This window comes from Cupriavidus sp. H39 (genome assembly GCF_050271075.1).
GTDB lineage: Bacteria > Pseudomonadota > Gammaproteobacteria > Burkholderiales > Burkholderiaceae > Cupriavidus > Cupriavidus necator_B.
Map to the genome: position 1 here is coordinate 725,655 of NZ_CP189846.1, position 25,463 is coordinate 751,117.

General features: G+C 63.9%; 26 protein-coding genes and 1 pseudogene. 17 read left to right on the top strand and 10 right to left on the bottom strand.

Annotated features, from left to right (window positions below; genetic code table 11):
* The first annotated feature begins 15 nt into the window (after window positions 1–15).
* Window positions 16–1,230, top strand: coding sequence for an L-dopachrome tautomerase-related protein (locus ACOCMH_RS03730; protein ID WP_427307834.1), 1,215 nt, complete (start codon window positions 16–18; stop codon window positions 1,228–1,230).
* A 120-nt stretch (window positions 1,231–1,350) separates the two neighbouring features.
* On the opposite strand, the gene ACOCMH_RS03735 is transcribed toward ACOCMH_RS03730, so the two are convergent.
* Window positions 1,351–2,235 carry a LysR family transcriptional regulator gene (locus ACOCMH_RS03735; protein ID WP_427307835.1) on the bottom strand — a complete coding sequence of 295 codons (885 nt, stop codon included), beginning with the start codon at window positions 2,233–2,235 and terminating at the stop codon, window positions 1,351–1,353.
* Between the two features lie 91 nt (window positions 2,236–2,326).
* On the opposite strand from ACOCMH_RS03735, the gene ACOCMH_RS03740 reads away from it, so the two are divergent.
* Both ACOCMH_RS03740 and ACOCMH_RS03745 read left to right on the top strand, forming a co-directional pair.
* A complete protein-coding gene (locus ACOCMH_RS03740) occupies window positions 2,327–3,340 on the top strand; it encodes an NAD-dependent epimerase/dehydratase family protein (protein WP_427307836.1) in 1,014 nt (337 codons plus the stop codon).
* Between the two features lie 76 nt (window positions 3,341–3,416).
* A complete protein-coding gene (locus ACOCMH_RS03745; RefSeq protein ID WP_427307837.1) occupies window positions 3,417–3,641 on the top strand; it encodes a hypothetical protein in 225 nt (74 codons plus the stop codon).
* Between the two features lie 591 nt (window positions 3,642–4,232).
* On the opposite strand, the pseudogene ACOCMH_RS03750 reads toward ACOCMH_RS03745, so the two are convergent.
* Window positions 4,233–5,103, bottom strand: a pseudogene (locus tag ACOCMH_RS03750) (LysR family transcriptional regulator).
* A 105-nt stretch (window positions 5,104–5,208) separates the two neighbouring features.
* Between ACOCMH_RS03750 and ACOCMH_RS03755 the strand changes: the two are divergent.
* From ACOCMH_RS03755 to ACOCMH_RS03765, 3 genes are read left to right on the top strand one after another with little or no spacing between them, the layout of a single operon-like run.
* Window positions 5,209–6,282 (top strand): alkene reductase, encoded by a 1,074-nt coding sequence (locus ACOCMH_RS03755; RefSeq protein ID WP_427307838.1) that lies wholly within the window; start codon window positions 5,209–5,211, stop codon window positions 6,280–6,282.
* A 10-nt stretch (window positions 6,283–6,292) separates the two neighbouring features.
* Window positions 6,293–7,030 carry a pirin family protein gene (locus ACOCMH_RS03760; protein WP_427307839.1) on the top strand — a complete coding sequence of 246 codons (738 nt, stop codon included), beginning with the start codon at window positions 6,293–6,295 and terminating at the stop codon, window positions 7,028–7,030.
* A 17-nt stretch (window positions 7,031–7,047) separates the two neighbouring features.
* Window positions 7,048–7,635, top strand: coding sequence for an isochorismatase family protein (locus tag ACOCMH_RS03765; protein WP_427307840.1), 588 nt, complete (start codon window positions 7,048–7,050; stop codon window positions 7,633–7,635).
* Between the two features lie 297 nt (window positions 7,636–7,932).
* Here ACOCMH_RS03765 and ACOCMH_RS03770 read toward each other — a convergent pair whose 3' ends face one another.
* Both ACOCMH_RS03770 and ACOCMH_RS03775 read right to left on the bottom strand, forming a co-directional pair.
* Window positions 7,933–8,172: a DUF2933 domain-containing protein gene (locus ACOCMH_RS03770; RefSeq protein ID WP_427307841.1), complete on the bottom strand. Its 240-nt coding sequence runs from the start codon at window positions 8,170–8,172 to the stop codon at window positions 7,933–7,935.
* A gap of 16 nt (window positions 8,173–8,188) precedes the next feature.
* Complete coding sequence (locus ACOCMH_RS03775; protein WP_427307842.1) at window positions 8,189–8,671, bottom strand: hypothetical protein; 483 nt, start codon at window positions 8,669–8,671, stop codon at window positions 8,189–8,191.
* Window positions 8,672–8,866: 195 nt separating this feature from the next.
* Here ACOCMH_RS03775 and ACOCMH_RS03780 point away from each other — a divergent pair, with 195 nt between their 5' ends.
* The 3 genes from ACOCMH_RS03780 to ACOCMH_RS03790 all read left to right on the top strand — a co-directional run bounded on the left by ACOCMH_RS03780 (window position 8,867) and on the right by ACOCMH_RS03790 (window position 10,402).
* Window positions 8,867–9,169: a DUF5676 family membrane protein gene (locus ACOCMH_RS03780; RefSeq protein ID WP_427307843.1), complete on the top strand. Its 303-nt coding sequence runs from the start codon at window positions 8,867–8,869 to the stop codon at window positions 9,167–9,169.
* Between the two features lie 20 nt (window positions 9,170–9,189).
* On the top strand, window positions 9,190–9,354 hold the full coding sequence (locus ACOCMH_RS03785) for a hypothetical protein (RefSeq protein WP_427307844.1): 165 nt from the start codon (window positions 9,190–9,192) through the stop codon (window positions 9,352–9,354).
* A gap of 163 nt (window positions 9,355–9,517) precedes the next feature.
* On the top strand, window positions 9,518–10,402 hold the full coding sequence (locus ACOCMH_RS03790; RefSeq protein WP_427307845.1) for an alpha/beta fold hydrolase: 885 nt from the start codon (window positions 9,518–9,520) through the stop codon (window positions 10,400–10,402).
* Between the two features lie 21 nt (window positions 10,403–10,423).
* Here ACOCMH_RS03790 and ACOCMH_RS03795 read toward each other — a convergent pair whose 3' ends face one another.
* Window positions 10,424–11,323: a LysR family transcriptional regulator gene (locus ACOCMH_RS03795; protein WP_427307846.1), complete on the bottom strand. Its 900-nt coding sequence runs from the start codon at window positions 11,321–11,323 to the stop codon at window positions 10,424–10,426.
* A gap of 212 nt (window positions 11,324–11,535) precedes the next feature.
* Here ACOCMH_RS03795 and ACOCMH_RS03800 point away from each other — a divergent pair, with 212 nt between their 5' ends.
* Window positions 11,536–12,531: a Bug family tripartite tricarboxylate transporter substrate binding protein gene (locus tag ACOCMH_RS03800; RefSeq protein ID WP_427307847.1), complete on the top strand. Its 996-nt coding sequence runs from the start codon at window positions 11,536–11,538 to the stop codon at window positions 12,529–12,531.
* 50 nt (window positions 12,532–12,581) lie between these two features.
* Window positions 12,582–13,946 carry an MmgE/PrpD family protein gene (locus ACOCMH_RS03805; RefSeq protein ID WP_427308349.1) on the top strand — a complete coding sequence of 455 codons (1,365 nt, stop codon included), beginning with the start codon at window positions 12,582–12,584 and terminating at the stop codon, window positions 13,944–13,946.
* A gap of 5 nt (window positions 13,947–13,951) precedes the next feature.
* On the opposite strand, the gene ACOCMH_RS03810 is transcribed toward ACOCMH_RS03805, so the two are convergent.
* Window positions 13,952–14,836, bottom strand: coding sequence for a LysR substrate-binding domain-containing protein (locus ACOCMH_RS03810; protein WP_427307848.1), 885 nt, complete (start codon window positions 14,834–14,836; stop codon window positions 13,952–13,954).
* A gap of 224 nt (window positions 14,837–15,060) precedes the next feature.
* Between ACOCMH_RS03810 and ACOCMH_RS03815 the strand changes: the two genes are divergently transcribed.
* From ACOCMH_RS03815 to ACOCMH_RS03840, 6 genes are all read left to right on the top strand, one after another.
* Window positions 15,061–15,615 (top strand): carboxymuconolactone decarboxylase family protein, encoded by a 555-nt coding sequence (locus ACOCMH_RS03815; RefSeq protein ID WP_427307849.1) that lies wholly within the window; start codon window positions 15,061–15,063, stop codon window positions 15,613–15,615.
* A gap of 42 nt (window positions 15,616–15,657) precedes the next feature.
* Window positions 15,658–16,458 (top strand): SDR family NAD(P)-dependent oxidoreductase, encoded by an 801-nt coding sequence (locus ACOCMH_RS03820; RefSeq protein WP_427307850.1) that lies wholly within the window; start codon window positions 15,658–15,660, stop codon window positions 16,456–16,458.
* 46 nt (window positions 16,459–16,504) lie between these two features.
* Window positions 16,505–17,497, top strand: coding sequence for a Bug family tripartite tricarboxylate transporter substrate binding protein (locus tag ACOCMH_RS03825; protein WP_427307851.1), 993 nt, complete (start codon window positions 16,505–16,507; stop codon window positions 17,495–17,497).
* Window positions 17,497–18,336, top strand: a complete 840-nt coding sequence (locus tag ACOCMH_RS03830) for an amidohydrolase family protein (RefSeq protein WP_427307852.1) — start codon at window positions 17,497–17,499, stop codon at window positions 18,334–18,336. The genes ACOCMH_RS03825 and ACOCMH_RS03830 overlap by 1 nt, the downstream gene beginning before the upstream one ends.
* 29 nt (window positions 18,337–18,365) lie before the next feature.
* Window positions 18,366–19,325: an SMP-30/gluconolactonase/LRE family protein gene (locus ACOCMH_RS03835; protein WP_427307853.1), complete on the top strand. Its 960-nt coding sequence runs from the start codon at window positions 18,366–18,368 to the stop codon at window positions 19,323–19,325.
* A gap of 78 nt (window positions 19,326–19,403) precedes the next feature.
* The gene (locus ACOCMH_RS03840; protein WP_427307854.1) at window positions 19,404–20,318 is read left to right on the top strand and encodes a Bug family tripartite tricarboxylate transporter substrate binding protein; all 915 of its coding nucleotides are present in this window, start codon (window positions 19,404–19,406) and stop codon (window positions 20,316–20,318) included.
* A 388-nt stretch (window positions 20,319–20,706) separates the two neighbouring features.
* On the opposite strand, the gene ACOCMH_RS03845 is transcribed toward ACOCMH_RS03840, so the two are convergent.
* The 4 genes from ACOCMH_RS03845 to ACOCMH_RS03860 form a co-directional block, all read right to left on the bottom strand.
* Window positions 20,707–20,898 carry a hypothetical protein gene (locus ACOCMH_RS03845; RefSeq protein ID WP_018310244.1) on the bottom strand — a complete coding sequence of 64 codons (192 nt, stop codon included), beginning with the start codon at window positions 20,896–20,898 and terminating at the stop codon, window positions 20,707–20,709.
* A 487-nt stretch (window positions 20,899–21,385) separates the two neighbouring features.
* Complete coding sequence (locus ACOCMH_RS03850; RefSeq protein ID WP_427307855.1) at window positions 21,386–22,513, bottom strand: 2-aminoethylphosphonate--pyruvate transaminase; 1,128 nt, start codon at window positions 22,511–22,513, stop codon at window positions 21,386–21,388.
* A 44-nt stretch (window positions 22,514–22,557) separates the two neighbouring features.
* Complete coding sequence (locus ACOCMH_RS03855) at window positions 22,558–24,288, bottom strand: putative 2-aminoethylphosphonate ABC transporter permease subunit (RefSeq protein ID WP_427307856.1); 1,731 nt, start codon at window positions 24,286–24,288, stop codon at window positions 22,558–22,560.
* Window positions 24,285–25,415, bottom strand: a complete 1,131-nt coding sequence (locus tag ACOCMH_RS03860) for a putative 2-aminoethylphosphonate ABC transporter ATP-binding protein (RefSeq protein WP_427307857.1) — start codon at window positions 25,413–25,415, stop codon at window positions 24,285–24,287. Before ACOCMH_RS03860 ends, ACOCMH_RS03855 begins: the two co-directional genes overlap by 4 nt.
* Between the last annotated feature and the right edge of the window lie 48 nt (window positions 25,416–25,463).

Below are 25,463 nucleotides of genomic sequence, written 5' to 3' on the forward strand. Positions count from 1 at the left end.
CTCCCGAGCACGATCATGACCGAGCGCATTTACCGCGTGTCCGCCCTTGCGATGGCGGCACTGCTTTCCTTCACGCATCTGGCCAGCGCGGCGGATGCGCCCGCCCTCGAACGCTGGCGCAGCTACACCGGCGTGAGCTGGGATGCCCCCAAGGAAGGCGTGGCTCCGGCCGCCTTCTCCGGCTCGGTCGGCGCGCCCATCGCCGGCGTCCACTTCGATGCGAAGGGTACGGCCTTCGTGAGCACGCCGCGGCTGGTATCCCCCGGTGTTCCGGCCACATTGAGTATCCTGGACACGAAGGCCGAAGCGGGGCCGGCGCGGTTGACCGCCTTCCCGTCCCTTCAGGGCAATGCCACTGATGCCGACCCCGAGCAGAACCTGCGCAACGTGCTCGGCTTCTACGTCGATCGCAAGAACGGTTGGCTATGGGCACTGGACATGGGATTCGTCGCGGGCGAGACAGAATCGCCGGCCGGCTCCCAGAAGCTGCTGGTGCTGGACCTGAAGTCCGGCCGCACGGTCAAGCGCATCGCCCTGGATGGCGTGGCCGACCGGAAGGCGAGCTTCCTCAACGATGTCGTCGTCGACGAGAGCCGTCGCATCGCTTACATCTCCGATAGCGGCTCGCGCAGTGCCCCGAACAACGCCGTCGGCCTGATCGTGGTCGATTTCGCCAGCGGCAATGCACGACGCGTGCTCGATCGCCACCCGAGCCTGCAGATCGAGCCGGGCGTGAAGGTGGTGTCGCACGGTGCCGAAGTGTGGCCCGGCAACCCACTGCTGATCGGCATCAACGGCATCGCCCTGTCACCGGATGCGCGCACGCTGTACTGGACGGTGACGACCGGAACCCGCGCACGTGCAGTGCCGACCGTCATCTTGCGGCAGGCTGGCTCCACCGACGTGCAAATCGCCGACAAGATCCAGGACCTTGGCGCGGTTGGAGGCAACAGCGACGGCCTCGTGACCGATGCCAAGGGCAACCTTTATATCACCGATGTCACTCGCAACGGCATCGTCAAGTACGACCCCAAGGCCAATTCGATGTCACTGGTTGCATCCAACGAGGGCGTGCACTGGCCCGACACACCGGCCATCCAGCCGGGCGGCGACCTGGTGTTTACCTCCAGCAGCCTGAACGACCACTTCGCGGGATCGGTTAAGCCCGGTCAGGAGCGCTACGAACTGTGGCGCCTGCCGTTGAGCAGCCGTCCGGCCAAAGCCAAGTGATAGCTGCATCCACCGCTTACACAGCAGGAAGCGCGCGCGGGTCCCGATCGTATCAACGCGGTTCGGCGTTGAACCGCGGACTTAGGAACTGAGGTAGCCGTTGGCGCCGGGCCATAGCCTTTAAGACACGTGGCGTTTCAACCCCAGGCACAGCGCGTCAAAGGTGACTTTGCACCGAGCGCTGTGGCGCAAGTCTTCATGCATCGTGACCCACGTTTCCAGTGGAAGCGCGAAATCATCGGCCAATACGCGCACCAGTTCCGAATCGCGCCGCGCCAGCATGACCTGGCAGACGCCGATGCCCGCTCCTGCACGGATCAGGGCGAGTTGGGCAAGGTCGCTGTCCGTGCGCAACGTAAAGGCGCTGCGACGCAACCCCGGCAGCGCTTTGATTGCAGCGCGCAGGAACGGTGTTTCCTCGTCGAAGCCGATCAATGCGTGCTTCGCTAGTTCGGTGGGGTTCTCCGGAGTGCCGCGTTCGCGCAAATAGCGTCGGTGGGCATGCAAGCCCAATTCCACGGTGCCGATACGCCGAGCGAGCAAGGCGTCTTGATCGGGGCGTGTCATGCGAATAGCGATGTCGGCTTCGCGCAGCAGCAAATCCTGGACGCGATTGGTCAGCGCGAGTTCGATCTTGAGGTCAGGGTGCGTCGCTTGCAGTTGCGTCACGATGGGCGGCAAAACCTCGGCACCGACAACTTCGCTGGCGCTGATACGCACGGTGCCCTTGACGTCGCCCTGACTTTCCGCCGCGCGCATGAGTGCCGCTGCGGAGCTGGCCATGGCCTGCGCGTAGGGTTTTAGCTCCAGCGCGGCCGGCGTGGGCAGGAGCCCCAACTGCGAGCGGGTGAAAAGGTTTAGTCCCAGGGACTTCTCCAGCGCTTCGATATGCCGACCCACCGTCGGTTGGGTCAGGCCCAAGGCGCGGGCAGCGCCTGACAGCGAGCCCTTCTGCAGCACGCTGAGGTAAGAGCGATAGAGCTCCCAGCTAGGTTCTGATGTCATACATAAATCTATAGCGACTATGCACTATTAGTCAATTTTCTTCTAGCAGGGGCGCGCTAAGAATGCTCCCATGTTCATGAGGAGATTCGACATGCAAGCCAGCAAGACAGCCTTGGTCCTGGGCGCCACCGGCGGCATCGGTGGCGAGGTCGCACGCCAGCTTCGCGATGCAGGTTGGGACGTGCGCGGGCTCAAGCGGGGCCAGCAGGCCACCGTGGTCCGGGATGGCATCACCTGGATCGCTGGTGATGCAATGAGTCGCGAGGATGTCATGGCGGCAGCGCAAGGATGCTCGGTAATCGTGCACGCGGTGAACCCGCCGGGCTACCATCGTTGGGCAAAACTGGTGCTGCCCATGCTCGACAACACGATAGCCGCAGCGGCAGCACAGGGGGCCACCATCGTGCTGCCAGGCACGGTCTACAACTTTGGTCCGGACGCAATCCCGGAGCTGCACGAAGACTCGCCACAGCACCCGCAAACGCGCAAGGGACGAATCCGCGTTGAGGTGGAGCGGCGTCTGCGCTCGGCTACCGTCAGCGGCGTGCGCGCAATCGTGGTTCGCGGTGGCGACTTCTTCGGCCCGAAACCGGGCAACAGTTGGTTCTCGCAAGGGTTGGTCAAGCCAGGTCGGGCCGTCACCGGCGTGAATCTCCCGGGGCGCACCGGAATTGGACATCAGTGGTCCTATTTGCCTGACGTGGCGCGCACGATGGTGGAGTTGCTCGCGCGGCGCGAATCGTTGGAGCCGTTTGCGGTGTTCCACATGGCGGGGCATTGGGACGCGGACGGCATGCAGATGGCCGAAGCCATCCGTCGCGTCGTAGTTCGTCGCGGCGGTCGTGCGCCGAAACTGCGGGCATTCCCATGGTGGCTGCTCACGCTTGTCTCGCCCTTCGTCGCAACCTTTCGCGAGATGCGCGAGATGCGTTACCTATGGCAAGAGCCGGTGCGCATGGGCAACGCCAAGCTGAAATCCGTGCTTGGGGAGGAACCGCATACCCCGCTCGATCAGGCCGTGGAGTCCGCCTTGGAGGGCATGGGTTGTCTCGCACCGGTGGAAGTGAAATCCAGAGCGAAGGCCGGCGTTGCCTCTCTTGTTTAACGGGTGGTTGTTGCCGCCGGCGGGGTGTCTTTGCGGGATTATGCGCAAGCATCGCCCATATGTCGCCGACGGGGGCATGTACGCCCTACTGGGGCCGTACGCCATTTCGAACGCTGGCCGTGATTGCCGTTTGCAGGCTTCGAAGATCATCAATCCACAGATCACGCGCCATATTGCGTTGGCCATTTCGCGCCATGGTGAACTCACACTAGCGTGCCGCACCGTTATGCAGCTGGTTCGTGAGATAGCGCAATTCGGTGGGCCGGAGTTGACGGGGCGCGGCATCGAAGTGTCGACGTGAGACTGGCTGCAGTACGTCTCGAGCCGGCAGGTTTCACGCAAGCATCGACGTGAGGCTTTCTCGAATGGGGTCCGCTTAATGCAGCAGATCTTGGTTTGATGGTGTTCCGGTGCTGCTCCGCGCGATGTATGGCTTGACCCCCAGGTCATTCGCGACAGCAAGACGGTCATCGACTTTGGGCTACTGTTCCTTGCCGAATGGCATGACCATCGATGAGCTGCATGGCAGCATCCAACGAAGAGCCGCTGTCAGCGATAAAGACGACGTTCGAATGTCCGGGCGTGGGCCTGAACGAACGTCCGTCTGCCCTCGGTCCATCCTGGCCAGGGCTTGCGGGTGACAGAGGCAACTACCGATCCATCTCTGTCGTTCGCCGTCTCATTTGACAAACGGCAGCTTTCAACGAAGAGCGGCCCTCGTCGACAGGCCGGAAAGCTGGTTGTTTCGGGAAATAAGGGGTGCTGAGATGGCACACGCGCCCTTGCCGAGCATGTCGCTCCTTATGGTCGCATCCGTGCGTATTTCCGCCTGGCCAACAGCGTCCACGTAGGTGCGCACCCGCTGGTGGCAAATCGGACAAAGCTGGCCGACCTACTGCCCTAATCGTTCCCGCAGGAACTCAATAAAGCGCTGCGTCTTCGCCGGCAGTAAGCGAGTTTCGGTGATGGCGTAGACTGGCATCGGTGTGCCGTGCCATGTTGGCATAATGCGGCGCAGGTTTCCGCTGGCCAGTTCATCGGCGACGATTTCGTCGGGCATCAGGATGATGCCCAAGTCGAGCGTTGCCAGCCGGCGGGCCATGCCGACGCTGTTGAGCGTGAACCGACCACCCACCGACACCGTGGCGGCCCGCTTGCCATCGTGCAACGTCCACGATCCCGTCTTCAAGATGCCGAGACACTCATGGCGCGCCAGATCGGCGGGCTTGGCTGGCTCGCCCGATTTCTCCAGGTAGCGGGGCGAGGCATAGAGATAAGGCGTAAGCGATGCGAGCGGGCGTGCGATCAGTTGCGAGCTTTCACACTCTCCCATGCGGATCGCTACGTCGAATGGTTCGCTGACCAAGTCGACCCGTCGCGGTGTGAGGTCGAAATCGAAGGTGATGCCGGGATAGAGGCCAGCAAACTCGGCGATCAGCGGCGCCAAGTAGGTCACGGCGAAATCCACCGGCAGTGAGGCGCGCAGCACGCCGCTCGGCTGGGCCAGCATTTCGCCAAGTTGCTCGCGCCAGCCGGGCTTCGTCGACGATGCGCTTGCAGCGTTCGAAGTAGATCTGGCCGGCCTCCGTCAGTTCGATCTTGCGGGTCGTCCGATGTAGCAAGCGCAGCCCGATGGCCTTCTCCAACCCGCTGATTCGCCGCGATAGTGTCGAGTTCGGCACTCCCATCGTCTCCGCGGCACTGCGAAAACCCTTGGCTTTCACGACCTCGATAAACAAGGCCATGTCATTAAGCAGTTCCATAAACATTGCTCCGTGAATGGATCAATGTTCTCCAAATTACCATATTTATTCCACGCTGGAATCGCGCGATGATGCATCCATCCAATCCAACCGAGGAATTCAATCGTGAGCAAACTGTTCAATCCCGTCCGGGTCGGCCGCTACACCCTGCAGAACCGCCTGGCCATGGCACCGATGACCCGCAGCCGCGCCCGGCACGACGGCACGCCGGGAGAACTTGCCGCCGAGTACTATGCGCAGCGAGCCAGCATTGGCCTGATCATCGCCGAAGGCACTCAGCCCTCTGACGACGGGCAGGGGTACCTGACTACTCCGGGCATCTATACCGACGGGCATGTTGGCGGCTGGAAGCAAACCACGGATGCTGTGCATGCCCAGGGCGGTCACATCTTCATCCAGTTGATGCACGCCGGGCGTATGTCGCACCCGGATAACACTCCGCATCACCGGGAGGGCGTCGCGCCCTCGGCCATTGCCCCGGGCGCGGCGATGTTCACGGCAAAAGGCATGCAGGACATCCCTGTGCCGCGTGCGCTGACCACCGAGGACGTGCGCCAGACCGTCCAGGATTTTCGCTACGCGGCCCGCCGTGCGGTCGAGGCCGGTGCCGATGGCGTCGAGATTCATGGCGCAAACGCCTACCTGATCCAGCAGTTCTTCGCCCCCAGCGCGAACACGCGCACCGATGAATACGGCGGTTCGATCGAGAACCGAGCCCGCTTTGCCATCGAGGTCGCGACCGCGATCGCCGAGGAAATCGGCGCTGACCGCACTGCCATCCGCCTGTCGCCCGGCACGGCGATGTGGGGAATTGATGAAGGCGATGAAGGCCCGGACCTGTACCGCTACCTGGTTGCCGAACTCGACAAGTTAGGGCTGGCTTACCTGCATATCATGCACTTGGGCAACGATGCGCTGCTGGCAGACATCCGCGAGCTCTGGACAGGCATGCTTATCTTGAACAGGCCGGGCCGCCCGCGCGAGCAGATCGGCGCCGACTTGGTGGCGGGCTTGGCTGACTTGGAGGCCTACGGTCAGATGGTGCTTGCGAACCCGGATTTTGTCACCCGGCTGAAGGACAGCGCACCGATGAACGAGGCGGACCGTAACGCCTTCTTCGGTGGCACGGCGCAGGGCTACACCGATTACCCAACCCTGAGCGAAGTTCAGGGCGCCTGAGGCGAACATCGTGTCCGTCATTGCCCCGCTGCAGCGTGCCAACCACGGCAGCCACTTTCGCGCCTACGGCTTGCGCGGCGTGGCTGCGTTGATCGATCCTTTCCTTGGGGTTGATCATGCCTGGATGAGCGCGCCAACCTTTCCGCCGCATTCGCATATCGGCTTTTCCGCCGTGTCCTACGTATTCCTCGATTCAGACACGGGCATCGACAACCGTGACTCGATCGGCACCTGCAACCTGATTCGGCCCGGTGGCCTGCACTGGGCGACGGCCGGGCGCGGCATCGTCCATGAGGAAGTTCCGGCTGTGCCCGGCAAAACTGTGCATTCGCTGCAGATCTTCGTCAACCTTGCCCCGGAGCGACAGAGCATCGCGCCATTCACGTTGTCCCTGGAGCCGCAGGACGTGCCAGTGGTGCAGTTGCCGGGCGCCAAGGTACGCGTGCCAGTCGGAAGTTTCAGGGATGCCCAATCCCCGCTGGAGCCACCGACCGAAGTGACGATGCTCGATATTTCGCTGGAGGAAGGTGCCGACCTAACTGTGCCCATCGAAGCGGGCCATTGCGCCTTCGTCATGCCGATCTTCGGCACTGCGACAGTGGACTGTCAGGACTTCGGACACAACGATCTCAAGCTCCCTGTCTTTGCGGCGCAGGACACGCCCCATGCGATCTCGCTTCAGGGCCTCCATGGCAGCGCCAAGGTAATGCTTTTCGCAGGCCCGCCTTTGCGCGCCTCCTCAACCTGACCAAAAGGAGTCTCACCATGCCTTTCGAACGCTTTACGGCGGATAACGCCGCGCTCCTGCTCATCGACCACCAGGTCGGTACCATGGGCTGGGTACATTCGATCCCCTTTGAGGAAATGAAGCGCAACGCGCTGATGTTGGCCAAGACTGCAAGCATCCTCAAGATGCCGGTCGTACTTACCGCCAGCATGGAGGAATACGCACAAGGGCCTCTGCTAAGCGAACTGGAAACCATCCTGCCGGACCAGTTTGCCGTGCGCATCAAGCGCGTCGGTATCGTCAATGCGATGGACGATGAGAACTTCGCAGCGGCAGTCAAGGCGACCGGGCGCCGCAAGCTCATCATCGCCGGCGTCACCAATGATGTCTGCACGGTGTTCCCAGCACTAAGCTTGACGCGCGACGGCAACGACGTACAGGTGATCGCCGATGCCGGCGGCTCCCCGAGCAAGATTGGCGACGACATGGCCTTGCGCCGCATGGAGAAGAACGGCGTCACGCTCTCCAGTACGAACCAGGTCATTGCCGAGCTTGCGGGGAGCTGGAGCACGCCTGAGGGCATGCGGATTGTGCAGGAAGTCATCATGCCCGCATTGCAGGGCTGACGGCCTGGCACCTCTTGCCAGCCAAGTACCTGAAGGCCTTGCGGTGTGTGCATCCGTGAGCGATATGCGCGGTCATCACACTCGCAAGGCGGCGCAGCCTAGACACGACGGATACGTGGCGCGGGTGCGGCATCGCCCACCGAGTCGCCCTTCTTGATTCCGCTCTTAGGTTGGCACGACCAGTCGAATGCCGCGTCGTCACGATCCGGATATCAAATCAGTGGTTATTGACGGGGCGGGCACCATTCCGGCCGAACTTGGATCAGCGAATGACGACGACGAGACCCCAGCCCGTAGTCATTGGCGGCGTTGTTCATCGTTGGTACTCCTCGTCGAGCCGTGATGATGGCCGCCGCCGCTATGCATGAACACATGCATCAACAGGCAGGCAAGGAAGAGCAAGAACGGCGGCGCGCCCAGCAAGTGCGCCGTGTGCTTGGTCAGAAGGTAGAAGCCGATAACGGCGCAAGCTACCAGCAGCGCCAATCCAGCGCGTGAACGCCAGAACGATGGCGTCTCGTGATGCTCGTGGCCCATGACCTCCGTCCTCGTGTCACTTCGCGGGGGGGCGGGTCACTTCGCGGTCCATCATCATCTGCATCATCATTTCCATCATGTCCATGCGTTTGTTCATGGCGTCTGGGCCCATCCCCATTCCGCCACCCGGGCCCATAGTGCCCTTGCCGCCGTGCATCTGACCCATCATGGACATGCCCTCCTGCATGGTCTTCATGTGTTCGCTCATCAGGGCTTGGCGCTCCTCCGGCGTCCTGGCAGCCATCATCTTGTCGTGCACCTCCTGCATCGACTTCATCATGGCGTCCATTTGAGCCGTGGACGGCGCACTGGCTGCCTTGGAACTCTTCGAAGCTGCCTTCGGGCCAGCCTTCGTCGGTGGCGTCGACGGCGCAGAGGCGGAAACGTCTGCAGGGTGGTGTGCTGCGTGGTCCTGGTCGGCCGGAGCGGTCGGTGCAGTCTGGGCGAGCGCACTGGCGCTGCGAAGGGCGGCAGTGGCGATTGCAAGAAGGGTACGCATGGCCTTTGAGCCCTACTGCCGTGGGAAGGTCAACGCATTTGCGTGCCGGTATTGATTGCAAATCAACTGCAACGCCGCCCTATGCAAGGTGAGCATGACTCTGCAGGGCCGCCGAGGAATTGATTTAGATCAAGGTGCGCAAAGGCAAGGCGACTAGGTTGTTGGCATGGCAGTTGAGGATTGAAGGAGACTGCGATGAGCACACTCGAAATCGCCCCTCGGAATCAGGATTCAGCACGCCCGGCGTTACACACGGGCATTTCGCTCGCTATCACGGTGGCATTGTTCTACGCGCTGTGCACTCTCGTCTGGCTCGCTGCCCCCGGACCCTTTCTAGAGTTCATGAACAGCCTGTTCCATGGCATGAACTTCTCGCCGCTCCTGCGGTCGGCATCATTTTCCTGGGGCAGCTTCTTAGAGGCGCTGCTGGTCATGTCGGTCTGGTCGTTCTTCGCGGGCACTTTCTTTGGGTGGGTGCGCCAACGCCTTGGCGCCTGAGGGAGCCGCTATCAGTGGAAGTGGCCACGATCGAAGTTTCAATGCAGCCCGAGGCCGCCACCAAGTTTGCCACCGATGGCGCCGCCCCGGCCGGCGGCACGCCGCAGCAGCTTGCCTCGCTGATAGGCCGCGAAGTGAAGACCTGGTCGGAGATCGTGACGAAGCTCGGGATCAAGCCTGACTAAGCTAGCCTGACTAAGCCGGCAGAAAAGGCTGGCCGTGTTCCCCGCCAGCCCTATAACTGTCAGTCAGATTCCATATTGGAATTTACACGGTGGCCTCGGTACAGTGGGCCGGACAAGGTGCAGGACGCCGTTGTCCTGACCGGAACACGGAGGAGACCAGGTCATGCCAGGCAACACGGAGCAGCAAGCGCAGGCAACATCGCACGCCCGCGACAAGCAAAGCGCAGTCCGGCGCTACGAAGTACTGCGCTCGGCGGTGATCTCCATTGAGGTCTACGAGCTGGGTGCCGGCCCGGCAGTCGTCTTGCTGCCGTCGCTCGGCCGCGGCGCAACTGACATGCTGGAATTGGCCGAGCCGCTTTCGGCTGCCGGCTATCGTGTGCTCTGCCCGGAGCCGCGCGGCAATGGCCGCAGTGTTGGTCCGCTTGCCGACAAGACGTTGCACGACTGGGCAGGCGATATCGCGGCTGTGATCGAGCATGGGGGCCAGGCGCCGGTCGTTATCGTCGGGCATGCCCATGGCAACTGGATCGCTCGCACCGTGGCCAGCGACCGGCCTGACCTGGTGCGCGCGCTGGTCCTGCTGGCCGGCTCGGCGGGAAAGGTGCCGAAGGGCGTCGATGCCGTGCCGATTCCGCCGGAGGTACGCGCCCAGATCGAGCGTTGCGGTGATACCAGCCTGCCGGACACGGTCCGCCTGGAAAGCCTGCGCGCGGTATTCTTCGCGCCGTGCAATGACCCTGCGCCCTGGCTGCAGGGCTGGAACACAGAGCTGATGACGATGCAGACGTTGGCGCAGAAGCGCACACCGGTCGATGACTTTTTTGCCGGCGGCAACGTGCCGATCCTGAATGTGCAGGCAGAGTACGATGTGATTGCACCGCAGCGCTATGCCAATGTGCTGCGTGACTACCTGGGCGAGCGCGTGACCAACCTCACCATCCGCGACGCCGCGCATGCGTTGCTGCCGGAGCGGCTGGACGAGGTTGTGGCCGCGATCCTCGACTATGTGGCCGCGCTACCTCCGTCACAAAGCACGGTGGCTTGACTGACGGCTGCGGGAAGAGGCTTAGTCCCCGATCGGTTCGCTCATCACTTCGCTCATCACTTCGCTCACCACCCGCGTGACCAGATCGCTGGGGGCCTGCTCACGCCAGATTGCATAGAGCTGGATGTGGCCAGCGGTCTGCCCGATCTCGCGGAACACGACGCCTGGGAGGCCTGCACGGGCGTAGGAACGCGGCACCAGCGCCACCCCCAAGCCGAGCTTGACCATCTGAAAGGTGGTCAGTGGATTGCGCGCCGTGTGTGCAATGACGGGGCTGAAGCCGGCATGCAGGCATGAGGCGATCATGCCGTCGAACAGCGCCGGCGCGTGCTCGCGCGAGAATGCCACCAGCGGCACTCCCTCCAGGTCGTGGAGCGCCAGCGCAGGCCTGGCGGCGAGCTCGTGGCCCTCAGGCATGACGATAGTGAAATTCTCGGTGAAGATCGGTGCCTTGCCGAGGCCGCCGCGCGTCGGGATCGAATGCACGATGCCGATATCGAGCTTGCCTTGCATCACGGCATGCGCCTGGTCGGCCGAGCCCATGTCGGTAACGGCGATATGCAGCCCGGGGAAACGCTCTGCCATGCGCGTCAGGATGGTGGGCAGCACGTGGAAGATGCCTGACGTCACCATGCCGATCTGCAGCGTGCCGATATCACCGGCCGCCGTGCGCCGCGCGGTGGTCACAGCGACGCGCAACTGTTCGAGCACGGTGCGGCAGTCCGCCTGGAAGGCACGGCCAGCGTCAGTCAGGCGGACTTCCCGTCGATTGCGTGCCAATAGTTCCACGCCTATCTCGTCCTCCAGTGCCTTGATTTGCTGGGAGAGCGGTGGCTGCGACATGTGCAGCCGCACCGCCGCCTTGCTGAAGTTCAACTCATCCGCGACGGTCACGAAATAGAGGAGTTGCCGGAGTTCCATGGTGCTGTTCCTTGCGGGACGGGGCACTAGGATAGCCGCAACCAACGCAGGGGCGCGCAGTGCCGTCTCATATGCCAGCCCTATAACTCATGGAGCGAAACAGTATTGGACGGTCCGTCGGCCCGTCCCTACAGTGGCCTGCATAGCGCGGCGCCATGCGGACGGAAGGCTCCGGAAGACTAGGAAGCCGCGCAAAAACCGAGGAGACGGCCATGAGCAGGACAGGTAGAACAGGGCGGCGTACGGTGCTGGGTGTGATCGCTGCGATGGCGATGATGGTCGGATCGCAGCCGGTGGCGTACGCGAGCGGCGCGTATCCCAATCGCCCGATCAAGATGATCATCCCTTACACTCCGGGCGGCTCGATCGATACAGTCGGGCGCCTGGTGGCTGCGCAACTGCAGCGCCAGCTTGGGCAAGCGATCGTTATCGAGAACCGGCCGGGCGCGTCGGGCATGATCGGGTCCGAAGCGGTGGCGAAGGCATCGGCCGACGGCTACACGCTGCTCTTCAATGCCTCCAGCCAGGTCTACCTGCCGCTGGTCGCGAAGAACGCTCCTTACGACGCCATCAGGGATTTCACCCCGATCGCACAGGTGGGGCACGTGCCGCTGGTCGTCGTCGCCAACACCAGCCTGCCCGCCAACTCGCTGCGCGACCTGGTCAAGCTGGCGCAAGCCAAGCCGCGAACCTATACCTGGGCCACCTCCGGGCTAGGCACCACCAGCCACCTGGCCGAAGAGATGATCCGCCACGCGTTCAAGCTGGAAATGGATATCGTGTCCTACAAGGGCGCCGTGCCGCAGTTGAACGACGTGATGGGCGGTCACGTGTCGGCGGCGGTGTCGCCGATGCCAGGTGCGTATCCGTTCGTCAAGGCGGGGCGGCTGAAGGTGCTGGCGGTCACGAGCAGCAAGCGTATCCCGCAGCTTCCGGGCGTGCCGACCGTTGCCGAGAGTGGGCTGCCGGGTTTTGAACTGCTGTCGTGGTACGGGCTTTGGGGTCCCGCCGCCCTGCCTGCGGACATCACCCGCAAGCTGTCGCTGGAGCTCAACAAGGCCGTGCGCGAAGCCAGCCTTAAGGCGCGCTTCGACGAGCTGGCCTTTGAAGCCGTACAGTCCACGCCTGAGCAGTTCAAGGTGGTGATCAAGGATGAGATCGACAAGGTCGCGGGCATCGTCAAGGCAGCCAGCATCCGTATCGATTGAGCGAAAGACAGGGACAAGGACCAGCAAGCATGCCTCAGCAAACGCAAGCGATGCCCATCACCCGGGAACTTGCAGGATGGATCGCCGGGATCCGTAATGCCGATCTGCCGGACGCGGTGAGGCAGGCGGTCGCAGGCCTCTCCCTGGATACGTTTGGCGCCGCCCTGACCGGACATGACGAGCCCTGGTCGCAGGCCATCCGTGGCTGGGCGGATGATGGTTACCTCGCTCCGCGCGGTGGCGGGGCACGCGCATGGGGCCGGCCGGCCATGACGTATCGGGCCGCCGATGCCGCGCTGGTCAATGGCGCCGCTGCGCACGCCTATGAGCTGGACGACTTTCACAATGCAAAGGTCCACTTGGGTGCGGTCGTATTGCCGGCGGTCTTCGCGTTGGCCGAGACGCGCGAGGTGCCGCCCGAGCGGGCCGAGACCGCTATTGCCGTCGGCTACGAAACCATGATCCGCTGCGCACTGGCGCTGCAGCCGGCGCTGGCCAGGATGAAGGGGTGGCATATGACCGCCGTGTGCGCGCCGCTGGGCGCGGCAGCGGCATCGGCGGTGATGCTGGGGCTCGACGCCGAGCGCACCGCGTGGGCGCTGGGTCTTGCCGGCACCCAGTCGGGCGGACTGTTTGCGTTCGCTTGCGACGGCACGGATTCCAAGCGCTTCCACCCTGGGCGCGGCGCGCAGGCCGGCGTGATGGCTGCGGAACTGGCGGCGCGCGGCCTCACCGGCCCGACGCAGTTGTTCGAGACCGGAGACGGTGGCTGGCTCAAGGCATTCTCGGAGTCGCCCAAGCCGGAAAGGCTGGTGGAAGGGCTGGGCAGCGACTGGCATATGCCCCGGACCAATTTCAAGCCCTATGCTTGCTGCGGCAGTGCCCATGCGCATGTCGATTGTGCGCTGCGGCTGCGTGCCGACTGGGTGGGACAGGGGCCGATTCGCGTCGGCATGCCAACCGTTGTCGATGTGCAATGCGGCTACCGTTACGCGCCGGGCAGTGTGCTGAACGCGCAGATGAGCGCCCGCTACGCGCTGGCGGTGGCGCTGCTGGATGGTGAGGTATTGCCGGCGCAGTTCGGGCAGGCGCGCCTGGCGGACGCGAAGATCGTCGCGCTGGCCAACGCGATCGAGATCGTCCGCGACCCCGAACTCGACGCGCTATATCCGGCCAGCTTCTGTGGCTGGGTGGAGCTGATGTCAAAGAACGGCGAGCGGGTGCGTGCGTACCAGGCCAATCCGTCGGGCTCCGCGGAGAATCCGGCGCGCATGGCAGCCATCCGGGACAAGTTCCGCGCCGTGACGGCGGGCGTGCTTGCGCCCGCGCAGGCGGAGGTGCTGATCGACGTATTTGGCAAGCTGACGATGACGCCGGTGCGCCACATCCTGGCCGCCGCCGAATCCGTCGCCTGAAGGGGCTACGCCGGCGGCACCCCGAGCGAACGCAGCGCGCGCTGCAGCACTGGCGAGCCGTTGTCGGGATTCCAGATCGCCGAGTACTCGGCGATGGCGGGCTCGCCGGTAAGGTCGCGCAAGGCCACGCCGGGCAGCGAGGCCTTGGCGAGCGTGGCCGGTACCAACGCGATGCCGCGGCCCAGTCCCACCAGGCTGACCACTGACAACAGGTGCTTGGCGTAATGCCGGAGATGCGGGCTGAAGCCGGCCTGGACGCAGGTGGAAGTCACCAGGTCGAAGTACGCCGGCGCACTGTCGCGCGGGATCGTGACAAAGGGCATCTCGGCCAGCCGCACCAGGTCGATGCGCTTGCGTTTGGCGTACGGGTGCGATGCCGGCAAAGCCACCACCAGCCGCTCCTTGTGGATGACATGGGCGCGAAGCTCGCCCGGGGGCGTGCCGACCTGCGCGAACCCCAGGTCGATGCGGTCGCGCTGCAGCGCATCGACCTGTTCGGCGGTGCTGGTCTCCTCCCAGGTGATATCGATCTCGCCGATATCGTGCTCGAACTTCTGCACGATGCGCTCGACGTTCATGTACAGCACTGCCGCGACAAAACCGATGCGCAGGTGGCCGGTCTCGCCGTGCTCGGCCTTGCGCACCGCCTCCACGGTGGCGTCGAGCTGGTTGAGCATGCGGCGCGCTTCGCGCACCAGTGCCGAGCCGGCGGGCGTCAGCCGCACCGTGCGGCGGTTGCGATCGAAAAGCAGCACGCCGAGGTCTTCTTCGAGTTGCTGGATGTGCTTGGTCAGCGGCGGCTGCGAGATCAGCAGGCGCTGGGCGGCGCGGCCGAAGTGAAGCTCCTCGGCGAGTACAAGGAAGAGGCGGAGGGTACGGAGTTCGAGCATGGCGCGTGGGCTGAAGAAAAAGGGACGACCAAGTCGACTTATTCTAGAACGGAATCAGTCTCTTCCTAAAACTGTATTGGACGCTATCGTAGCCGGCAACCAGAATAGCTTCCATCAAACCAACAATGAAGCGGAGACAGCCCGGCCGACCCCGTCGGATCGCGCGCCCCATCGGTGCCCTGGCCTGTGTTCCGTTTCTGACCGTCGACACGGAGCGCAAGCGAATGAAACGCCTCAAGCCACTGAAACCCGAAGAACTGACGCCCGAGCAGCAGGAAGTCCACGCGGCGATTGCTGCCGGTCCGCGCGGGCAGGTTCGAGGGCCGCTTGCGATGTGGCTGCACCGCCCGGACCTGGCCAATCGCGCGCAGGCGCTGGGCCAGTACTGCCGCTATGGCTCGTCGTTGTCACCGCGGCTGTCGGAGCTGGCCATCCTGATGATGGCCCGCATCTGGATGTCGGAATTCGAATGGTGGGCACACAAGCCCATCGCGCTGAAGGCAGGCGTGGCCGAAGACGTGGTCGAGGCGATCCGCGCAGGGCGTGAGCCGGTCTTCGTCAACGAGGATGAGCGCGTGATCCACGAGTTACTGACTGTGCTGCATGCCACGCGCAATGTGCCGGACGACCTGTACCAGCGCGCGATGGCGGTGCTGGGCAAGGATCAGGTGGTGGACCTTGTTGGCCTGGCGGGCTACTACACGCTGATCTCGATGACCATCAACGTCTTTGATGTCGTGCCCCCGGACGGCAGCGCACCGGAATTGGTGTGCGGCTGATTCCCGTTCAAACCGTTACCCCGAAACACAAAAGGATTCCGTATGTCTGGCCGTCTTGAAGGAAAGGTTGTCATCGTTACTGGCGCGGGTTGCGTCGGCCCCGGGTGGGGCAATGGCCGCGCCGTTGCGGTGCGCTTTGCACAGGAAGGCGCAAAGATTTTCGTCGTCGACAAAAGCGCTGATGCGATGCGTGAAACGCTGGAGCGGCTGGACGCCGCGGGTGCGGAGTTTGACTCGCACCTGTGCGACGTGACCGACACAGCAGCGGTCAAGGCCATGGTCGATGCCTGCGTGGCGCGCTTCGGGCGCGTGGATGTGCTGGTCAACAACGTCGGCGGCTCGGCCAAGGGTGGGCCGGTGCAGCTTAGCGAAGAAGACTGGGACCGCCAGCTCAACTTCAACCTGAAGAGTGTCTTCCTGACCTGCAAGCACGTGCTGCTGCACATGGAGCAGCAGGGCGGCGGCGCTATCGTCAATACCGCGTCGACTTCGGGCATCCGCTGGACCGGTTCGGCCCAGGTCGGCTACGCCTCGGCCAAGGCGGCGATCATCCAACTCTCGCGCGTGGTCGCGGTCGAGTACGCCAAGAAGAACATTCGCGTCAACACGGTAGTCCCCGGTCAGATGCATACGCCGATGGTGGAGGCGCGTCTTGCCGGGCAACGTGCGGGCGGTGATGTGGACACACTGCTGGCCCAGCGCCAGGCACGTATTCCGCTCGGGTTCATGGGCGATGGCCGCGATACCGCCAATGCGGCGCTGTTCCTGGCATCCGATGAAGCGCGCTTCGTCACCGGTACGGAGATCGTAGTCGACGGTGGCATGAGCGTGCGCTGCGACTGAATCGCGTCAAGCGCAAAACCATCAGGCAATAGCTTTGGAGTTGCAAATGAAGTTTTCATTTGGCATCGGGCGCCGCCAGGCGCTGAGCCTGATCGCCGGCGTCATGCTCGGCACACTGGCATCCGGCGCGCATGCCGCGACGTTCCCGGACAAGCCGATTCGCCTGGTGGTGGCGTTCTCGGCAGGCGGACCGACGGACATCCTCGCCCGCGTGATTGCGCGAGATATGAGCACGCGGCTGGGTCAGCAGATCATTGTCGATAACCGTCCCGGCGCTGGTGGCAATATTGCAGCGGAGCTCGTGGCGAAATCGCCGGCGGATGGCTACACCCTGCTGTACAACAGCTCGTCGATCGCGATCTCGCCGGCGCTGTTCAACAACACCAAACTCAATCCGGACCAGATCTTCGCGCCCGTCGGCTACGCTGCTACGGTGCCGCTGGTGCTGATCGTCAACGCCGAATCGCCGGTGAAGACGCCGGCCGATTTCATCAAGCTGCTGAAGGCCAAACCGGGGCAACTCAACTTCGGCTCGTCCGGCAACGGCACCATCGATCACCTGACTGGCGTGGTGTTTGCCGACAAGACCAAGACCAGGTTCAGCCACGTCCCCTACAAAGGCAATGCCGCGGCACTGCCTGACCTGCTCGCCGGACGCATCGACTTCATGATGTCGGGAAGCCTGAACGCGGTGCTGCCGTTCATCAAGGAAGGCAAGCTGCGCGCGGTCGCGGCCACCACCGTCAAGCGGGTTTCGGTGTTGCCGGACGTGCCGACGCTGGCTGAGTCGGTGCTGCCGGGGTTCGATTCCGGCACCTGGCAGGGCCTTGTGGCGCCAAGGGGCACGCCCACGCCGGTGGTCGAACGGCTCAACCGCGAACTGAACGCCACGCTCAAGGCGCCTGAGGTGATCAAGGCCCTGCATGCGCAAGGCGCGGAGCCTACCGGCGGCACACCAGCCCAGTACCGGGACCTGATCCACGGCGAGTACGCCCGCTGGACCAAGGTGGTGAAAGACACCGGCGCGACGGCGAACTGATGGCAGCCAGCGACGAAGCCAAGATGCCCGCCTCGCCGGCAGTGTGGGACTGCCACACGCATATCTACGGCCCCTATGACCGCCACCCGCTGCCCGACGGTGCCGTGTATGCGCCGCAGGCGGCACCGTTCGATGCCCTGCGCGCAATGCACCGGTCGCTTGGCATCACGCACGGCGTGATCGTGCAGGCGGCCTGCTATGGCAGCGACCATAGCGCGCTGCTGGCAGCGCTCGATGCTGGCGATGGCGCGTATCGCGGCATCGCCGTGATTGCGCCGGACATGGACGAGACGCTGCTCGCGCAGATGGCGGCACGGGGCGTCAAGGGCGTACGTATCGGCCTGATGAGCCATCTCGGCAATGCCTTTGATGCGGGTCGCGTGCGTGCGATGGTCGCACGCATCCGCCCGTATGGCTGGCACGCGCTGGTCCATGGCACGCCGGGGGATGTGGTCAAGGCGGTCGAAGCCGTGGGCCATCTCGGCACCCCGCTTGTCATCGACCACATGGCGCGGGTGGCGGTCTCCGAGGCCGGGCTGGCGCGCCAGCTCGACAACGTCTGCGGGTTGCTGCGCAATGAATCGGTGTGGATCAAGGTCTCAGGCGTCGACCGCATCACCGCGGGTGACCTGGACGCACCGCAGGCGCGCACTGTACTGGAGCGCATGTTGGCAGTGGCGCTTAGCCGCGCGATCTGGGGCACGGACTGGCCGCATCCAAACCTGTCCTATCCGGTGCCGGACGACCGCGTGCTGCTGAGCTGGCTGCAAGCTGCGGCTGGCAATGACTCACTGCTGCGCGCCGTGTTGTCGGAGAACCCGTCCCGTCTTTATGGATAACCCCTTTTTCGGATCCTCCGGACTGAACGATGACCATGCACTCTTTTCTTGCACCGGCCGAGCCGGTGCGCTACCCGGATGCGCGCGTCCAGGCACTGAGCCCGCGCTTCGAAAAATACCACCTGCACCTTGCCGCAATCGACCGCATAGCCACCGGCTGCCGTTGGAGCGAAGGCCCGGTCTGGTTCGGTGATGGCCGCTACTTGCTGTGGAGCGATGTCCCGAACAACCGGATCCTGCGCTGGGATGAGGAGACCGGTAACACCAGCGAGTTCCGTAGCCCGTCAAACCATGCCAACGGCAACACCCGCGATCGGCAGGGTCGACTGGTGACCTGCGAACATGTCGGCCGGCGCGTCACGCGCACCGAGTATGACGGCAGCATCACTGTGCTGGCGGACCGCTATGACGGCAAGCCGCTGAATTCGCCCAATGACGTGGTGGTGAAATCGGACGGCTCGATCTGGTTCACCGATCCTCCGTTCGGCATCGCCGGCTACTACCAGGGCGAGAAGGCGACTTCGGAACTGCCGGAGCGCATCTACCGCATCGATCCGGTCAGCGGCCGCCTTGACATCGTCGCCGATGATGTCAGTGGGCCCAATGGCCTGGCATTTTCGCCTGACGAGGAAGTGCTGTATGTGATCGAGTCGCGCACACGGCCTCGCCGCATCCGAGCTTTCCCGGTCAGCGAAAGCGCCAAGGGGCTGGGCAACAGCCGAGTACTGGTTGACGCCGGACCCGGCACCCCGGATGGCTTCCGTGTCGATACTGACGGCAACCTGTGGTGCGGCTGGGGCATGGGCACGCCGGAACTCGACGGCGTGCGCATCTTTGCCCCGGACGGCGAACCCATCGGGCATATCAGCCTGCCAGAGCGCTGCGCCAACCTGTGTTTTGGCGGACGCCATCGCAACCGCCTGTTCATGGCGTCTTGTACGTCCATCTATGCGCTGTATGTCAATACGCAAGGCGCGGCCGGCGGCTGAGCGCAAGCACCCACAGAAGCGAGGCATTGCAACATGAGAAGGACTTTCCTGAAGGGTTCGCTGGCGGCGGTGCTGGCGATGTCATTTGGCCAGGCGGCCATGGCCGGCGACGTGGTGCGGATGGTGGTGGCATTCCCCGCGGGCGGACCGGCGGACGCGCTGGCGCGCGCGATTTCCAGGCAACTGGAGACGGAACTCAAGCACACCGTCATCATCGACAACCGGCCCGGGGCCAATGGCGCCATCGCCGTCAGCGCGGTCACCAAGGGTCCGGTAGATGGCTCGGTGTTCTTCCTGACCAGTGCCGGGGCCATCGTCATCAACCCGTCCCTGTACAAGAACCTGTCGTACCGCCCAGAGCGAGACCTGATGCCGGTTTCGCTGGTGGTCACCACGCCGCAGGTGCTGGTGGTGCCAGTGCAGTCGAAGATTGGCTCGGCGAAGGACCTGGTGGCGCGGAGCCGGGCAGGCCGGCCGGTGTCGCTGGCGTCCTCCGGCATCGGCAGCATGCCCCACATGGCGATCGAGCTGTTCAAAGCCTCAACCTCGGCCGAATTCCTGCATGTGGCGTACAAAGGTGCGGCGCCGGCCATCACCGATACGATCGGCAGGCAGGTGGATGCGTTCTTCGGCGATGCCTCGGGACTCGTACCGTTCATCGAGGGCAAGAAACTGAAGCCTGTCGCCGTCACAACGGCCAAACGCCTGCCGTACCTCCCGGACGTGCCAACGCTGGATGAAAGCGGCATCAAAGGCGTCCATGCGGAGAACTGGTACGGCATGATGGTGCCCGCGGGCACGCCGCCAAAGGTTGTGCAGACGCTGAATGAGGCCATCCGCAAGACGTTGGAGGACAAGGACGTCAAGGCCAATCTGGCAAAGATGGGCCTGACGCCGGCACCGTCGACTGCTGCGGAATTTGCCGGTCGGATTCGTGCGGACCGGGACAAGTGGTCCAAATTGATTGCGGACCGAAACGTCAAGCCTGAGTAATGTGCTCGCCGGACTACGTCCGGCGTTGGTTTGCTGTCCTGAATTCCCGGGCTGGCTGATCTGGGACGGATGGCCGAAGGCGGCCGATCATCGCTCGCCATGCCGGCAGCGACCACGGATTTCCTCTTCCGACCCTTCTCTGTCATTTGACAGCGCTGAGATCAATGTCCGTTGATAGGAGCCGCCAGAAGCCAGGCCGGTCGCTAGGCGCGACTCGAAAACAAAAAGCTACGGAATAGCCGCCGAAGGAACGCGCATGGGCTACGGCGGTATCACCCCGCCGGGCTGATGCACATTTGCTGATAGGCGCTGCCGGCGCCGACATCGCCAATAGAATGCCGGCCGACCAACGCACGATGGCAAGAAGTCGGCCGGCAAGGCGCTGCGGTCAGTACTTCGGGACTGGGCGGGCGCCACCTGCCCAGTCATGGGTGTACTGATAGACGTTCTGGATGTAGTCTGCGAGGCGCTGGTCGATCTGGCCACCCTTGATGGCGGACATTTCGACGCAATCCAGGACTTCGATGGCCGGCAGGTCATGAATGACAATGGTCGCGCGTTCGTTGGTTTGGGTAGCCATGATGAAGCTCCTTTGCTCAGGTCGAGTTGGTGAGCATTGGCTGTAGCGAGTTGCCGTGTCCCTTGCTCACTAGTCGTATCGCATGTCGCGTGCCAGTGTCCTGGTGTGCGTACGTCGCCACGGATTGGGCCCACGGGGAGCGATAGGCGACGATTCGACTATCGTGATGTGGGTGGGAAACCAACAGACGCTGTCTCTACGTTGGGCCGTGCCAGACGGTCCCGATGGAGTGAGATTTTGGTGGGCGACATCGTCAATCACGACGCCGGCCTTCAGCGCCTTCCCCTAGTCTTACGAGGCATCTCGTCCGAAGTTAATTTGCACGACTCAGCCCTGATGGCCAAAACGCCGCCACGAACCGGTCACTACCGCGCTGGCGCAATCGCTACGGCCGGCCGCCGGGCGGGAATTCCCATGCCAATGAGAAAGGCCTCCGCGGAGGCACCGCGAAGGCCTTTCAGTCAGTGCGAATGACGCCTCGAATCCCTTATGCGGCGACGGTCTGCCCGGTGCCGACGCCCATCGCGGCCAGGACTTCGCCGATAGCCTTTACCGCCCCGGGGATGCCGGCGTCGCCGAAATGGCCGATGCAGCCGACGCGGAAGGTCTCGATCTCGGTCAGCTTGCCCGGATACAGGATGTAGCCGCGCTGCTTGACAGCCTGATAGAAGGTCTTGAAATCGTAGCGCGGGTCGGCGGGCGCGTGGAACGTGACGATGATCGGTGCCTGCACCTTGCGATCGAGGTAGGGCTTGATGCCAAGCGCTTCCATGCCATCCACCAGCAACGCGCAGTTGCGCGTGTAGCGGGCGCCGCGTGCCGGGAGTCCGCCTTCTTCCACATATTGCTGGAGCGCCTGGTCAAGCGCCGCGACCACGTGCGTCGGTGGCGTGAAGCGCCACTGCGTGGTGCGTTCCATGTATCGCCACTGGTCGTAGAGGTCGAGCGACAGGGAGGGGCTGTTGCCTTCGCAGCGTTCCAGCGCGACGCGGCGGACGATGACGAAGCCCATGCCCGGCACCCCTTCCAGGCATTTGCCCGAGGCGGCAATGACGGCGTCGAACGGCGTGGTGCGCGCGTCGATGTCGATCGCACCGAACGAGCTCATGGCATCGACGATCAGTCCGCGCCCGTGCCGGGCCACCACCTGGGCGATCTGGTCGAGCGGATTGAGCACGCCGGTGCCGGTTTCGCAGTGGACGACAGCGACGTGGGTGATGGACGGGTCCGCCGCCAGCATACGGTCAATGTCCGCGGCCCGCATCGGGCGGTCCTCGGCATACTCGATGGTGGACAGGCGCCGGCCAATCGTCTTGCAGATCCTGGCGATGCGCTGGCAGTAGGCTCCGTTCACTGGCACCAGCACATGGCCGTCACGCGGCACCAGCGTGCCGATGGCGGCCTCCACGGAAAAGGTACCGCTGCCTTGCAGCGGCACGGATTCGTGCGTGCCTTGCCCATGCACGATCGCAAGCACCTGCTGGCGAATGCGGGCGGTAATGGCGTTGAAGTCAGTGTCCCACGATCCCCAGTCACGCAGCATGGCCGCGCGGGTTCGGTCGGAGGTTGTGAGGGGGCCGGGAGTGAGAAGAATGGGGTAGGGCGTGGCGGTCATGGTGTCTCCTGATGGCGGTTTATGGTTTGCTGGAAAAGCGGTGCTCAGCCGCGGGCCAGGTCGCGCCAGGCTTGCGTGCGTCGCAGCAGCACGCGGGTGCACAGGGCATAGACCAGGCAAATGGCGGTGGACGTCAGTACGATCAGGCTGGCCAGGGCGGCTGCCGGGCCGATGTCGCCGGCATCGTCCATGTGCATGATGGCCACCGAGGCAAGGATGGTTTCCGGCGTATAGAGGAAGATCACGCAGGACAGCGTGGCCATCGACACCACGAAGTAATACCGGGCGATGTCGAGCACCGCCGGCAGGCATACCGGCAGCGTGACACGCAGGAACGTGCGCCACTGCGGCACCTTGAGCGAGGCCGAGACCGCCTCGAACTCGTTGTCGATCTGCTTGAGGGCGGTAATGGCCGTCAGGTGGCTCGAGGTGTAGTAGTGGATGATGGTCGACTGGATCACCAGCGCCATCGTGTTGTAAAGGAAGTTGAACGGGTTGGCAGGATGATTGAAGAAGATGACATAGCCAAGCCCAAGCACCAGCCCCGGGACCGCCATCGACAGGACGGCCAGGAAATGCATGAGCGGCCGCATCAGCCCGAGGTTGCGGGTCTTCTCGATCAGGTAGGCCCCGGTGAAGACAATGAGCGAGCCAGTGAGCGCCGTGACGCCGGCCAGCACCAGGCTATTCTTGTAGGCACCCGCCATGTCGCTCTCGAACAGCACCATGCGGTAGTTCTGCAGGCCGAGCGTCAGGTCGTATGGCCACAGCTTGATCAGCGAGGTATAGACCGCCATGCCGACCACTGCCAGCAACAGTGCGCAAACCAGTAAGCAGTAGCTGCCCAGCAGCGCGTTGACCCAGGCATTGGGCTTGGGCGCGTAGGGCACCGAACGTGCGGTGAGCTGGGCGCGCAGCTTGCGGCGCACCACGGTGTCGATCATGAAAGAGAGGACGGACGGCACCAGCAGCAGCAGCCCCACCACCGCACCCATCGAAAAGTTATGCTGGCCGATCACCTGCTTGAAGACGTCGATGGAAAGCACGTTGAAGTCACCGCCAATCACCTTGGGTGCACCGAAGTCAGAGATGACATAGGTGAAGGTCACCGTCGCCGCGCTGATCAGGCCGTACTTGCAGGAGGGCAGGGTAACGGTGAAGAACTTGCGCGAGGTACTGGCGCCCAGGGCGCTGGCGGCCTCATAGAGGCGGCCGTCGGCAAGCGACAGCGCCGTGACCAGGATCATCAGTGCATGGGGAAAGGTGTTATAGACCTCGGCGATGATGATGCCGGGCGCGCCATAGATCGAAGCCCCGCCCAGCAGGGGTTTGAGCACGCCCTGATTGCCAAACCATTGCACGAAAGAGATGGCGGAAAGCAGTGACGGCGCCAGCAGCGGGATCAGTGCCACCAGCCGGAACACCGCCTTCAGCGGCGCGGGCAGGGTGGTGCGCGTCAGCGCATAGGCGAAGACAAAGGCCAGTGGTACCGAGATGCCGACCACGCAGCCGGCCAGCAGCACCGAGTTGCGTGCCGACTGCATCAGCGCCGGCGTCCTGATATACGCGGCGAAGTGAGCCAGCCCGACAAAATGGCCGTCGTGATCGAGTACGGCATTACCGAGGATGGCACCCATCGGCGCCAGCAAGAAGAGAAACAGCGCCAGCAGAACGCAGGCCAGCACCGCGCGGGCGATGATTTCGTCCCAGTTCAGGCGGGCCAGCCAGCCGCCATCGGTTGCCTCGGGCGTTTGGGAAAGCGCGAGCTCTTTCATCGTCTTGCTCCTGTCGCCGCGAAGGCCTGGATGCGGTTGGCGCGCAGCGCAATCCGAAGGGGCTGGCCGGCGCGGATACCGTGATCGTGGAACTGGTCGAGGGTGAACTGAAGGCTGAGCGACTGGTCGCGCAGTTGCTCGCAGCGGACTTCGGCCATGCAGGTGTCGCCGAGGAATTCCACCTTTTCGATGTTGACGGTCAGCTGGTTGGGCATGTCGTCGCCGAGCTCGCCGATATGGCGGTCTTCGGGGCGAACATAGAGATTGACCGGCGTGCCGGGCTCGAACTCACGGCGGCTGCCTTCGCAGGTCAGTTCGAGCGTGCCCGCGCGGTAGCGCTGTCCACCGAGGGCCGTAGCGGACAGCACGTTCACGCGCCCGACAAAGTCAGCCACGAAGGGCGTGGCCGGGCTTTCATAGACCTCCAGCGGCGTGCCGACCTGCTCGATGACACCGTGGTTCATGACCACGATCCGGTCTGCCATGGACAGGGCTTCTTCCTGGTCGTGCGTGACCATGATGGTGGTCACGCCCACTTGCTGCTGCAGGCGCCGGATCTCGCCGCGCAGGCGCACGCGTTCGAGGGCATCGAGCGCTGACAGCGGCTCGTCCAGCAGCAGCAGCCCGGGCCGGGTCGCGAGCGCCCGGGCCAGCGCCACGCGCTGCTGCTGGCCGCCCGACAGCTGGCTCGGATACTTGCGCCCGGAGGTCGGCAGGCCTACCAGGTCGAGCAGTTCCTGCACCCGCTGCGCGGTCTCGGTCCGGCCGGCGCGGCGATTCGCAAGGCCGTAGGCCACGTTGTCGGCAATCGTCAGGTTGGGGAACAGGGCATACGACTGGAACACGATGCCGTAGTCCCGCCGGGCGGGAGGCAGGGCCGAAATATCGCGCCCGGCCTGGAGGATGGTGCCGGCGGTCTGCTGCTCCAGTCCGGCGATGATGCGCAGCAGCGTGGTCTTGCCGCAGCCCGACGGGCCGAGGAAGCACAGCATCTCGCCCTGGTAGACGGTCAGGTCGATATGCTGCAGGGCGCAGAACGATTCGAATTCCTTGCGCACGCCGCGGATCTCGAGGGCGGGCACGCTGCCGGCGCGCGTGGCGACGAACTTGGCGCTGGTCATTTCCATGGGGGTCCCCACTATGTGGTGATGGCTACAGGTCGTGAAAGACCGGGC